General features: G+C 36.5%; 6 protein-coding genes. 3 read left to right on the forward strand and 3 right to left on the reverse strand.

What is annotated here, in order from left to right; translation table 11 throughout:
* Positions 1-26 precede the first annotated feature (26 nt).
* From VB796_RS13755 to VB796_RS13765, 3 genes are all read left to right on the forward strand, one after another.
* Positions 27-2171 carry a hypothetical protein gene (locus VB796_RS13755; protein ID WP_323347136.1) on the forward strand — a complete coding sequence of 715 codons (2145 nt, stop codon included), beginning with the start codon at positions 27-29 and terminating at the stop codon, positions 2169-2171.
* Positions 2172-2381: 210 nt separating this feature from the next.
* A complete protein-coding gene (locus VB796_RS13760) occupies positions 2382-4733 on the forward strand; it encodes a penicillin-binding protein 1A (RefSeq protein WP_323347137.1) in 2352 nt (783 codons plus the stop codon).
* 2 nt (positions 4734-4735) lie between these two features.
* Positions 4736-5752 (forward strand): GntR family transcriptional regulator, encoded by a 1017-nt coding sequence (locus tag VB796_RS13765; protein ID WP_323347138.1) that lies wholly within the window; start codon positions 4736-4738, stop codon positions 5750-5752.
* Positions 5753-5861: 109 nt separating this feature from the next.
* On the opposite strand, the gene xylA is transcribed toward VB796_RS13765, so the two are convergent.
* The 3 genes from xylA to VB796_RS13780 form a co-directional block, all read right to left on the reverse strand.
* A complete protein-coding gene (gene xylA, locus VB796_RS13770; RefSeq protein WP_323347139.1) occupies positions 5862-7193 on the reverse strand; it encodes a xylose isomerase in 1332 nt (443 codons plus the stop codon).
* A 388-nt stretch (positions 7194-7581) separates the two neighbouring features.
* Positions 7582-11172: a VCBS repeat-containing protein gene (locus tag VB796_RS13775; protein WP_323347140.1), complete on the reverse strand. Its 3591-nt coding sequence runs from the start codon at positions 11170-11172 to the stop codon at positions 7582-7584.
* A gap of 255 nt (positions 11173-11427) precedes the next feature.
* The gene (locus tag VB796_RS13780) at positions 11428-13878 is read right to left on the reverse strand and encodes a glutaminase family protein (protein ID WP_323347141.1); all 2451 of its coding nucleotides are present in this window, start codon (positions 13876-13878) and stop codon (positions 11428-11430) included.
* Positions 13879-14054: the final 176 nt, after the last annotated feature.

The raw sequence follows: 14054 nt of genomic DNA on the forward strand, positions 1-14054 counted from the left end.
CGTCACCTTGTGCCTCTTTTCAAGAAATGAACAAAAAATACTTTCTATACATAACGCTCATTTGTGGAATCCTTTTGGGATGTTCACAATACAGTAACTCGCCTTTAAGCGTTGGTTTTCATAATGTCAATGCAAAATATAATGCTCTTTTTCAGGCTAATATAAAAATGCAAGAAGCTGAAAAAATCCTATTTGACGCTCACAAAGACAATTATTCTCAACAACTTCCTATTTTAATTCCGATTGATTCTAACTCGGCAGGGGCAGTCGGTGAGCAATTAACCGCCATTATCAAAAAAGCCTCTTTGGTGGCAGAACGCCATCAAAATTCAAAATGGTTAGATGATGCCTACGTTCTTATCGGAAAGGCTCGTTTGATGAAAGCTGATTATAAAAATGCCATTGAAACATTCAAATACGTAAATACGAACGCTACGAGCGACAAAGCACGTGATGCGGCACTTATCGGATTGATGCGAGCGTACACCGAACAAGGCGAGTACCAAACGGGATTAAGAGTGGCAGAATTATTGAGAGAAGAGCCATTAGACAAAGAAAATACTCGTGATTTTTATTTAACAAAAGCCTATTTACACCAACTCAAAGGTGAATATGAAACTTCTGTTGCCATTATTGAAGAAGTATTGCCGTACATGAAAAAAAATGAGCAAAAAGCTCGTGTATTGTACGCAGCGGGACAAATGTATGAAGGATTAGACGAAAAAGATGCCGCTTCTGAAATGTATTTAGCAGTCAATAAAAGTCATCCATCTTATGATTTAGGATTTTACGCAAAACTAAACAATGCCTTAGTTTTAGGACAAACCGCTGGTTTTGAAAAACTTTTGAAGGATTCTAAAAACAAAGATTTGCAAGATAAAATTTACGAAGCCATGTCAATGGTGGAAATGCGAAAAGGTAATTCTAAAGATGGCGTAAAATTTCTCCAAGCGTCCGCCCGTAATAGCCAAAATTTACAACAATTGCCTTATACATTCTTGAAATTAGCCGATTTATATTATAATAAAATGGGTAATTATGAAATGGCAGCGGCATATTACGACAGTACGGCTTCATTGTTATCTCCGCAAGACCCTGCCTACAAACGAGTGATTGAAAAACAGCGTTCTTTGGGTGATTTTGTAAAACAATATACCATTATCAAAACGGAAGATTCTTTACAAAAATTAGCTAAAATGAATCCTGCTCAATTAGAAAAGGTTTTAGAAAAAGTAATTTTGGATAAAAAAGCAAAAGAACAAGCCGACTTACAAAGAGCTCAAGATATTGTCAATAAAGGAATACAACAACAAGCAAAGTCAAACACTGATGTTTTCACTGACCCCAACAAAACATCTTGGTATTTCACCAACCCAATTGCTCAACAACAAGGAAAAACCTCATTTACAACTGTTTGGGGAACAAGAGCATTGGAAGACAACTGGCGTAGAAAAAGCAAAGACAATGCTTTAAGTTTTGACAACCCAACGAATAATGCACAAGCAACCAGCAATAATAATAACTTCAAAAATCTTAGCATTCCACAGGATTTAGGCATAAAAGCCGATGTGGCAGAGTTGAAAGCCAAAATTCCGTTCTCGGCTGACGCTTTAACGGCATCACAAAAACGCAAAGAAGAAGCATCTTTCGAGTTAGGAAAAGTCTATAAATTCAAACTAAATGAACCACGAAATGCCGTGATTTCATTTGAGCATTTTTTGAGTGATTTCCCTAAATCATCGCACGAACCAGAAGCATTATATTTACTTTGTTTACTAAACGAAGATAATCCAGCAGGTAAAGAAACGTACAGAAAAAGATTGATGAAGGATTATGAAGACTCCTACTTTGCCCGATTATTAAACCGTAATACCAACGAAACATTAAGCACAGGCAAAGAATCAGAAGCCCAAAAACTTTACGCTGAGGCTTACGATTATTATACTCAAAGTAATTTTACAGACGCTCAGACGTTTATAGAAACAGGTTTAAAACAATATCCAAACAGCCAAATTGAGGATAAATTTGTGTTTTTGAAAACAATGCTTTTAGCCAAAACGCAGTCGGTGGAAGTATATCAAAAAGCCTTAAAAAACTTCATTACTGATTACCCCAAAAGCCAATTAATTTCAATGGCGAAAGAACGATTACAAGCTGCTGAGAAGAAATAACGTTATACATAAAAACCATAAATATTAGGGCTTAGGCATTAGGCAATGGGGTATCACTCTATTACCTAATACCTAAGCCCTAACACCTATGTTGAATATGAATATCAGAATTGTCATTTAATATTTCTAAATTTGTAAATTCCAGCTATTTCATACATTTTGCATAAAATAGCGTAGCCTAAAGCTAAAAATCCTTACAATTTATATAGTATGTTTCAACTACAAAAAGGTAAATATCAATCAATTATCGCTAAAATTTGGCAGTGGTCGGGCTTTGGTCTTGCATCATTTCTATTGTACATTTTAGCCGTTCAATTCAATTTCCTTTGGCTATTTGGTGGTATGCCCAGTTTACAAGAATTAGAAAACCCCAAGAGTCAAGTCGCTTCGGTTTTATATTCTGAAGACGGCGTAGAAATGGGTAAATATTTCCGTGAAAACCGCTCACCCGTTGAGTATGAAGAACTTTCGCCCAATTTAATCAAAGCACTTATTGCTACTGAAGATGCTCGTTTTACACAACATTCGGGGATAGATTTACGCTCAACATTTCGAGTAATTACACACTTGGGAAGTGCGGGAGGTGGTAGTACGTTATCTCAACAATTAGCCAAAAATTTATTTGATACTCGTCGTAGTGCTGAAGAAGACAACTCCGAAGACGGTACAAGTTATAAAGGTATTTTAGCCAAAATCCCTTTAATCAGAACGCTCATTGCCAAAACTAAAGAATGGATTTTAGCCGTACGTTTAGAAAGCCGTTATACCAAACAGGAGATTTTAAAAATGTATCTCAATGAAGTGTCATTTGGGAATAATGCCTACGGAATTAGAGTAGCTTGTAAAACATATTTCGGAAAAGACGTAAACAATGTCACGGAAAAAGAAGCGGCAACTTTAATCGGAATGTTGCAAAACCCTTCACTTTATGACCCACGTCGTCATCCAGAACGCTGTTTGACTCGTAGAAATATTGTACTCGGACAAATGTATCGTTATGGTTACATCGACCAAGCAGAGGCGATTGAATTACAAGGTAAAACACTTGGACTTAATTTCAAGGTAGAAAATCAGAATACTGGTGATGCTCCTTATTTCCGTGAAGCTCTCAAAAAACAATTACAAAATGCTTTAGCGGACATCAATTCAACTCGTGATGAAAGCGATAAATTGAACCTTTATACCAGCGGATTAAGAATTTATACGACCATAGATTCGAGAATGCAACAATACGCTCAGGAATCTTTGGACGACCACATGAGAGACCAACAAAAGAAATTTTATGCTCACTGGAAAGGGCGTAATCCTTGGGTGGACGAAAAAATGCACGAAATCAAAGGTTTTTTGAAAGATGCTATGAAACGTACCCAACGCTATAAAGCCTTGATGGAAGAATATAACGGTGATGAAGAAACCGTTTGGAAGATATTAAAAACGCCTGTAAAAATGACCGTATTCTCGTGGCAAGGCGACCGAGATACGACGCTTTCACCCTTGGATTCGATGAATTATTATAAACGAATCCTTAACTGTGGTTTTATGGCGATGAATCCAAATGATGGTCACGTAAAAGCATGGGTTGGTGGTATCAATTTCAAATTTTTCAAGTTCGACCACGTGCGTCAATCAAAACGTCAACCTGGTTCAACTTTCAAGCCATTTGTGTATGCGGCTGCTTTGGAAAACGGAGCCGCCAATTTGTGTGACTATGTGGTAGATGAACCCGTAACTTTTGGAGCAGAAGACGGATTAGTTGGAAAAACATGGACTCCTCAAAACTCAGAAGGACGATATTCGTATGCAAGCATGAGTTTACGCCATGCGATGGGACTTTCAATTAATTCAGTTTCGGCTAAATTAATGAAAATTTTAGGCCCTGAAAAAGTAGCCGAATTTGCTCACCGTGCGGGCATTCAAAGTACATTAAATGAAACACCTGCTTTGTGTTTAGGTGCGAGCGAAGTATCTGTTTATGAGCAAGTTGCCGCTTATTGTACTTTCATGAACGAAGGTGAAAGAATTGACCCCATTTTGATTTTGAGAATTGAAGATAAAAACGGCAACGAATTAAAACGTTTTGAAACTACTTCAAAAAAAGTAATTAGCTCAGAAACTGCCTATCAAATGACCCACATGCTGAAAGGAGCAATCCAAGAATCAGGGGGAACGGCTCAAGGTTTGAACCGATATAATTGTGCAAAAGGAAACGATATTGGAGCAAAAACAGGTACAACTTCCAATTATTCAGACGGTTGGTTTATGGGTGTTACTCAAAACTTAGTGGCTGGCGTTTGGGTAGGTGGCGACGACCGCAGTATTCACTTCCGTAGTCTTTCACTCGGACAAGGGGCAAAAATGGCAATGCCCGCCTACGCCATGTTTATGGATAAAGTTTATGCCGATAAATCCTTAGTCATCGCAGGATTTAAAAAAGAACCGTTCCGCAAGCCCGAAGGAGCTGATTTAGGATGTAATTCAAGTTATACCATTAGTACCGACTCAACGGGTATTCAACAACCAACTGCCAAACCAAAAGAGGATGAGGAGGGCTTTTTGAAGTAAGCATGAAAAAGCCACTACAAATCGAACCCAATTCACAAACACCTAAATATCAGCAAATTACCGATGAGATAATTGAGCGTATTCAACAAGGTGTTTTGAAAAGAGGCGACCAATTGCCCACTATCAATGAAATAACTGGCTCATTGGGCGTTGCTCGAATGACGGTTATTCGTGCATACGAGGAGTTACGAGAACGGGGAATTGTAGCTCCACAACATGGAAAAGGTTACTACGTTATTTCTACGGATGTTCAAGCAAAAATGCACGTTTTTGTCTTGTTCGATGCCATGAACTCCTACAAAGAAGCTCTTTTTTTATCACTCCGTGAAGCCCTCGGCGACAAGGTTTCCATTGATTTATACTTCCATTATCACGAATTGAATGTCTTTGAAAATGTGATTGTCAACAATCTTGGCAATTATCATTTTTATATCATCATGCCCCATTTTAATGAAGATGTATCTGAAATTGTGAAGCAAATTCCGAAGGATAAATTATTGATTTTGGATATTGATGTTGAGCAATTAGACGAAACATATCCAACGCTTTATCAAGATTTTGAACAGAATTTTTATCAAGGACTAACCGACGCTTTACCCAAGATTCGTCAATATAAAAGTTTGACTTTATTTCTGAGTAAAAACCAGTTTCAATACACGCCCAAAGGTATTTTGAAGGGTTTTCTAAAATTTTGCGAAGCCAATAATATCAAAAACGAAGTAGTGGATAATTTGGTTTTTGAGTCTTTGGAAGCAGGAAATGCTTACATTTTATTTTTAGAAAATGACCTTGTTCGTTTCGTAAATTATGCGAATCGGAAGGATTTAACATTAGGAAAAAACATCGGACTTTTGTCTTATGATGATACGCCAATCAAAGAGATTTTAGCAGAAGATGGCATCACCACCATTTCAAATGACTTTGTAGAAATGGGAAAATTAGCAGGTAGAATGGTTCACAATCGTCAGAAAGGAAAAATCAGAAGTGAAAGTAGATTGATTGTGAGAGGGTCGTTGTGAGTTGGTTGATTGGTTACTGGTTGATTGGTTATTAAGAGATTATTTTAATAACCAATTAACCAATAACCAATTCCCAATTAACCAATAACCAATCAACCAATAACTAATCTTAAATATACTGATTAATAATATTCTCGAATAACTCTTGTTTTCCGCTTGTTTGAGCAGGTTCACCAGCTTCGAAAGCGAAGTTTCTCAAGTCTTCTAAAGTTAAGATTCCTGATTCATAATCAGCTCCTTTTCCAGCATCAAACGACGCATAACGGTCTTTACGAAGTTTCTTGTATGGTGATTTCGTCAAAATATCATCCGCAATTACCAAAGCTCTTGCAAACGTATCCATACCACCGATATGTGCCAAGAAAATATCATCTAAATCAGTTGAATTTCTACGAGTTTTTGCATCAAAGTTGATACCACCGTGTGTAATTCCACCCGCTTCTAAAATAATCAACATAGACTCTGTGATTTCATTCAAATTCGTCGGAAATTGGTCAGTGTCCCAACCATTTTGATAATCTCCACGGTTAGCATCGATACTTCCCAAGAAACCTCCATCAGCCGCAATTTGCAATTCATGTTGGAAAGTATGACCTGCCAAAGTAGCGTGGTTTACTTCGATGTTCAACATGAAATCGTTTTCTAAACCGTGTTCTTTCAAGAAAGCAATTACCGTTTCAGAATCGTAATCGTACTGGTGTTTTGTTGGCTCACATGGTTTTGGTTCGATAAAGAATTTACCTGTAAATCCATTTTTACGAGCATAATCACGTGAAATTGTCAAGAATTTAGCTAAATGAGCTTTTTCACGCTTCATGTCAGTATTCAACAAAGTCATATAACCTTCACGACCTCCCCAGAATACATAGTTTTCGCCACCCAAAGCAATGGTTGCATCAATTGCATTTTTCACTTGCGTACCTGCATGAGCCAATACGTTGAAATCTGGGTTAGTAGAAGCACCATTCATGTATCTCGGATTAGAGAAAACGTTGGCAGTTCCCCACAATAATTTCACGCCACTAACTGCTTGCTTTTGTTTAGCATAGTCAACAATAGCCGCCAAGTTACTTTCGTATTCCGAAAGAGAATTTCCTTCGTCAACCAAATCAATATCGTGGAAACAGTAATACGGAGTACCCAATTTTGTCATGAATTCAAAAGCGGCATCCATTTTATCTTTCGCACGACCAACGGCATCATTTTTAGCATCCCATGCAAATTGTTTTGTTCCTGGGCCAAATGGGTCAGCACCAGTTCCGCAGAAAGTATGCCAGTAAGCTGTTGCAAAACGCATGTGGTCTTTCATTGTTTTACCTGCCACAATACGGTTTTCGTCGTACCATTTAAACGCCAAAGGATTGTCAGATTCTCTACCCTCAAACTGAATTTTGCCAATATTTGCAAAATATTCTTTGTCTCCTAACGTGATGTTTGCCATTGTTTTGAAATGTTGATTGTTTATTTTTTGAATGTTTTAATCAAGTGTTCTATACTGTTCTATAAATTTAAAACAAAAGTATAATTTGTTCTAAGAAAATCAAAATAAATTCATTGAATTTTATGGATATTTTTCGGTTTAAGTAGAAATAAGGCAATGTCTTGTATAAAATATGTTTTACTATTTACTCCGTTATTGGCAGTAAATAACATTATCTGATGTTACTATTTTACCGTTTCAAACTCGCTTACCCTGATTTGCAAATCAAGCGTGAAGAGGTTTTGTGTTTTTAATGCCACAAAGAAATTACGACAATTCGCCAGACCATTTCCCAAACAAAAAGAGACAAGGCATTGCCTTGTCTCTACTAAAATTCTAAAAATATTTCTTACAAATTTCTCTTTTTCCCTTTGCTATCAATTACTTCCACCGATTTTACGTTGGGAGAAAGCAATAAATTTCTGGATGATTGAGATAAGAATGACGTTCCGTAACCAACTTCTACTCTCCTACTTTTGCCATTATTCAATTTTTCAATAACCACTGCATCACCCGATTGTAAAGGTTTTGAAATATAGTTTTTCATACCTCTAAAAGTTTTCAATTCGGCTAAATTTTGCGTTGCCATCATCAAAGGTTGTCCTTTGGCGTTGGTAACTCTTACCAAACCTTTGGCATCGCCACTTACGCAGAAAGCAGTTTCAGATAATGTTAAAGGCTTGAACTGCCCTTTGCCATTTCCCTTCAATAGTAAACCATTAAAAGCATCAAAACGACCTACCGAAACTTCTGTGCCGTAGTCATTACCCACCATCAAAATATCCACGTTTCCATCGGCATCAAAATCTTCTACTAACATTCCGTTTATCGGTGCGGTTTGTGTTTGTAAAGGCAAAGCTGAAACTTTAAACTCTCCTTTGCCAAGATTTTCGATATAACTGGTTTTGAGATGATTTGCCTTTAAAATGAGTGCATCTTTCAAATCATCTTCCGACAAAACATCTTTAATTCCTGCATTGGCAAATTTCGAGAAGTTATCAAATTTCTTACGGATAGTATTCATTTGCTTGGCTAAATCATCTCTTCCATGAAACGTAACTTCTGTTCTTTTGTCTTCTTTGTCTTTATAAAAGACCGACGGAATGGCATCATAATTCCCATCATTATTGAAATCTTTTCCATAAATACTTACAGGATATTCGTCTGACGCACGCATGAGGGAATTTACACCCATATTACCTGCGATATAATCCATGTCTCCATCATTGTCAAAGTCTCCAGATGTTAGGCTTGTCCACAAACCAACTTCTTTGTTCAACGAAGCAGTATTTGGGGTTATGTTCGCAAATTTTCCATTCGTATTTTTCAAAATAGTAATCGGCATCCATTCACCCGCAAGCATCAAATCTACCCAACCGTCATTGTCAAAATCTGTCCAAAGAGCATCACAAACCAACCCAATATTATTCAAATTTGGAGCAATTTGAGCAGTAACGTCTGTAAATTTAACGGGCTGACCTCCACGAGAATCATTCCGTAAAATATAGCTTGAAACAGGTTTTGGATACGCACTTACTTCCATACGTCCGCCCACAAAAAGGTCGAGGTCGCCATCGTGGTCATAATCTGTTGCTTTCACACACGAGCCACTTTTCAAGAATTTCGGTAAAGCGTTTTTGTTTTGAGAAAAATGTCCTTTTCCATCATTTTCATAAAATCTATCTTGATAATCAGGTGAATCTTTTGGCAATTCGTTACTTCCACTCACAATGTATAAATCAAGGTCATTATCGTGGTCGGCATCAAATAAAAGTACGCCCATATCCTCCGCTAATTTTGTTTCATCGGTTTCATTCGAGATTAAATCAGTTTTCACGAATTTACCTGCGGCATTTTGCACTAAAAATACGCCTTTCTTTTTCATCGAACCACCAATGAATACATCTTCTAATCCATCTCCATTAACATCACCAACGGCGATGGCAGGTCCAAATTGAGAAAGTTTATGAGGTAATAATTTCTGAATATTAAAATCAATCGCATCAAATTCACTATGAATATAATCTATTGCTAATGAATCGGTTACGTCTTCAAACAATGATACAACTGTATTTATTCCTGCTTTATCTGGACTACTAACTGCCAATCTCTCATCAACAATTAGCACTTGATTGGCAGGAATATTCTTGAGAATCTGTTGTTTTCCACTTTGCCAGATGATTTTTACTTCATCAATCTTTTTGATTTTTCCTAAACCAAAATGAGCCACATTTTCAATGGTTGATAAATACCCACGATAAGGCGTATTTTCATAAACTTGCTTTTGTCCGTTGTCGTAAGCGATTTCTACCCACGCTCCTATTCCGTTGATGTTATTGGATAAACCATTAAATTTCACTCTCAAATAATTACTTTCTTCGGGCTTCAATTGGATAGAATTATTACGATAAACCGAAGCAGAATCGTTGATATTATTGACAACATAGTCTAAATCGCCATCATTATCCAAATCGGCATAAGCGGCACCATTTGAAAAACTCGGCACATCGATTCCCCATGCTTTTGTTACATCTTCAAAACCAATCTGTGTATCGTTTGATTTGCCTTTATTTTTGAAAGCATAATTCGAGATTTTTACAGAAGGTATCAATTCTAAAAGCGACATCGTTTCGGTATAATTTCCAACATCGTTTCGATACGCCATAAAATCTTGGTCGGTAATGTCTTTCGGAAAACCATTGGTGATGATAATATCTCTGAAACCATCATTGTCAAAATCGGTAATCATCGGTGTCCAACTCCAATCTGTTTCTGCAACACCTGCCAATAAACCCATTTCACTAAAAACGGGCTTTCCAGTTTTAGGATTAATTCCCTGATTTATCTGTAAAGTATTTCTTGGGTATTGGTAAGTATAATGATATTGATTATTGTTTTGATAAACCAAATAATTGTTTGCCATCGTCATCATTTTCTTACGATAATTATCTGCGGGCATCATATCAACTGACATAAAATCTACCAATCCGTCATTATTTAAGTCTTCTACATCATTTCCCATCGCTGAATGTGACGTATGTTTAAAGTAATCAGCCGCTTGGTCTGTAAATTTTGGCGATGCACCATTTACATTTCCACTATTGATGTAGAGCAAATCGTTGGTTAAATAGTCATTGGTGACATAAATATCTTTCCAACCATCACGATTAATATCTGTAATATTTACCCCCAAACCATAACCTTCAATCAAAATTCCAGCTTCTTTACTAATATCGGTATAAACAGGGTGATTGAGTTCTTTAGAGAAATCATTGCGGTATAATCTATCAGTACGTTTTGATGAACCGTCCACAATTTTATCGTGATATTTATTCGGGAAACGAGTATCATCCATTTCATTCACCAATACATATAAATCTAAATCACTGTCATTATCATAATCAAAGAAAACCGCATTGGTTGTATGGGTGGTATCGGCAATTCCATATTCTTGAGCCATTTCCTTAAAAACAGGCACGCCATCTTTGCCAACTCCTTGATTTACATATAATAAATTGGCACGTTCGGCGGCGACTTTCTTCACGGTAGCACATACATAAATATCCAATAATTTATCGTTGTTGATATCCACAACCGCTACGCCCGAACACCACCGTCCTTTACCCTCAACATTTGCTTTTTGTGAAACATCTTCAAACTTCATATCTCCTTTATTGAGGTAAAGTTTATTATCAACTTGATTGCCTGTAAAATAAGCATCCACTAATTTATCGTTGTTAAAATCACCCAAAGCAACGCCTCCGCCATTATTCACATATTCAAAGGTGAGAATGTTCATGGTATCTAATTCGGTGATACGATTCGAAAAATTGATATTCGTTTTATCCGTTGCGAGTTTTGTAAAAACAGTATCGTCTTTACAAGAATATAAAAAAAATGAAGTGATTATTGATAAGGAAAGGGACAATTTGCGGGTCATGACTCTAATGCTTTCAGAATTGAAATACGTTTTTTGATTATATATAAAATATAAATTTAATACGATTTTATGTAAGATTTCTAAAATTCAATGAGATTAATTTATCCTAATTTGAAAACTCAAGCCTAACATTTGTTAATTGATGACAATGCCATCTATCAAAAAAGAGACGGCATTGCTACCGTCTCTTTTTGTTTAAAATCTAATTTCTCCAAAGGCAAAGGCATTTCAGAAATCATCCACCTATGTTGAAAATTATTTATGCTTAAATTTTTGTTCTAAAACTTTCATAAAATAGCCTCCAACAACGCTTCTTGCCTGAAATCCAACCATTTTACCCGTCTTGGTTTCGTGCCAGTCGCTGATTGGAACTCTTGATGATGTTTGGGTTGCATAGGTGTACATCGGGTTGATGAATGCTTCAAAATCTTGGGGATTATTAGCCAAGACTGAAGTCCAAATTACCCAATCTGATTTTGTGTACGTCGCACGGCTGTCGAGTGGTAAACCGAATTCATTTTGCTTTGTCAAATAATATTTTACTTCAGTCTCAAATACTTCCTTCGGAAAATAATGAAGGTTCATAACTTTATCCCAAACCAAATTATACTTCTGACTCCACGTACCTTTTTTATCGAAAGTCAAGGCGTAATGGTCGCCATCTTTTGCCATTTCTATCCACTTGGTTACAAAACCTTTGGTAATGGCATCATACTTTTGATAAGTTGCCGTTTCGCCCAATTCCTTCGCTAATTGCGTATAAGTTTCAAGGGCAACAATGGCTTTTGCTGAAAGGTTAATATTTCGAGCAAGATGACCTGCAAAGTCGTCCGTACAAAGTTGATTGGCTGGGTCAAAGCCGTCTTTTGCCAAGAAATCAGCCCAAATATTCATCGTTTTCCAATGTTTTTTGGCGTACTCATTATTACCTTCTGCTTTACAGATTGCTGCCGCCAAAATCATCATATTTCCACATTCCTCCACAGGCATATCCTCACCATAAGTTTGTCCATTGGCAAGTGGATACGTCCCTAAGTCGTGGGCAGGAAATGGTTTTGCCCATTTTCCACTTTCGCTATAATAAAAAATTCCATTCAACATTCCTTTCATCAAATCAGGATTATAAATTAGGAATAGAGGTGCTGACGGATAAGTTACATCCACTGTATTTATTGAACCATTACTAAAGTTTTCTTTTGAGAGAAACAAAATTTCTCCTTGTGGACTTTTGACTAATTTATGAGCCGAAATACTCTGACGATAAGCCAATTCGCACAATTTTGCGTATTTTTCTCCACCTGCTTTCAAAGCATCATCATAAATTGTTTGGTTGATAACTTCGCATTTTTTAACGATTGTTGAATAATCTTTTGCTGCTAAAGTCAGTTGTTGTTCAATGGTTGAGCCATTCTCTTTCCACCAAGGCAATAGGTTTTTCCCAAAATATTGAATGGCATATAAATCGTCATAAGCAAGCATAATTACTTGTTCTTTGGATGTATTCCCAACCTTTCCCATATCAGCAATAGTATTCAAAGTCAAGCGTTTACCTAATAAAACATCTTTAGAAATTGATTGAAAAGGATTCTGAATATCATTCGTAGAAATTGATTGTTTTACGTTTGCAGAAGTTGGCGTTGCCACGTACATATATCCCCAATCAATCCTGAGGTCGTCTCCTTTTTTCTTTAGAATGGGTTGTTCAGAAGTTCCTGCTTTCAAAATACTCAAATTGTTATTGGTATATTTTTGAGCAGATATTGGTTGCGAATCGTGATTGGTAGCAATATCTGTTGAAGCACCCAAATACAATTGCACATCATGCAATGCCCCATCGTTTGCCTTCACTTTGGCACTAATATACGACACTGGACGTGCCATAATATCAAGGTCATTAATCAACAAAGGTGAGGTAAAAGTTAGCGATAAATTCACCTTTCCACAAGCAAATTCATAAAGGGTTTGGGTAGCATTGAGTTTCACGCTTTTCTGTTCTGCCAATTGTATTTTAGCATCGGTAGTAGGAATATTTTTTTCAACAATACCAACGTCCAACAATGCTTCGCCGCCTGTATTGATTACATGAATGGCAAATACATTTTTACCTTTTTTCAATTTACTTTTTACCTCATTGCTAAGTGGTAAATACAAATATTTCCCTGCACAACAACCTGCATCATAGATTAAGTCACCGTTGAGATAAACCTTTACGTTATCGTCATGTTGAAGTTTTAAAAGGGGTTCTTTAAAATTAAGATTATCAAGCGTAAAAGTGCGACGCATCCAAATATTTTTAGATTTCCATAAAGTCTTTGAAACCCCATCTCTATTTCCGAAAGGTGCAACTCCATTTTGCCAATTAGCATCATCAAAACCTTCATTTTTCCAGTCGTTTGCAGGTTCTGTTTCTGTATATTTTGCCGAATAATTTATATCATCACCTGCGGGTAATATATTTTTGTACCCAATACTTTTGGCACCCATAAAACGGTAAATTGTTCCGTCCACTTTTAGCATACCCATCAAAGAATGGTCAGTGCCAGACCAATGTTTGGTGGGCGAGTCGTTGAGTTTGTCGGACGTTGACCAAATACTAAAATATGGGTCGTGTGTAATAAGTGGAAAAGCGGGAGCTTGAGTATTTTGGGAAAAAGAGGAGTATGCTACTTGAGACAAAATAAGTGCTACTAAAAATATTTTTTTCATTTTTTTATTATTAAATGCTGATTATTATGATAAAATTTAAGAAATGTGGGGCTAAAATTAACCCCACATTTTCTTTCACTATACCCAATCGTTTATTACTTAATTTTTATTGAATTTTTGCGGAAAAAATATGTACTTATTGACGCAAGTTAAATTTGACTCACAAAGAGTTATAT

This window comes from Arcicella sp. LKC2W (genome assembly GCF_034931005.1).
Lineage (GTDB): Bacteria > Bacteroidota > Bacteroidia > Cytophagales > Spirosomataceae > Arcicella.

Bases quoted from the DNA above. Each gene is read 5' to 3' on its own strand.
- VB796_RS13755 (WP_323347136.1), top strand. From the start codon at position 27: ATGAACAAAAAATACTTTCTATACATAACGCTCATTTGTGGAATCCTT.
- VB796_RS13760 (WP_323347137.1), top strand. From the start codon at position 2,382: ATGTTTCAACTACAAAAAGGTAAATATCAATCAATTATCGCTAAAATT.
- VB796_RS13765 (WP_323347138.1), top strand. From the start codon at position 4,736: ATGAAAAAGCCACTACAAATCGAACCCAATTCACAAACACCTAAATAT.
- xylA (WP_323347139.1), bottom strand. From the start codon at position 7,193: ATGGCAAACATCACGTTAGGAGACAAAGAATATTTTGCAAATATTGGC.
- VB796_RS13775 (WP_323347140.1), bottom strand. From the start codon at position 11,172: ATGACCCGCAAATTGTCCCTTTCCTTATCAATAATCACTTCATTTTTT.
- VB796_RS13780 (WP_323347141.1), bottom strand. From the start codon at position 13,878: ATGAAAAAAATATTTTTAGTAGCACTTATTTTGTCTCAAGTAGCATAC.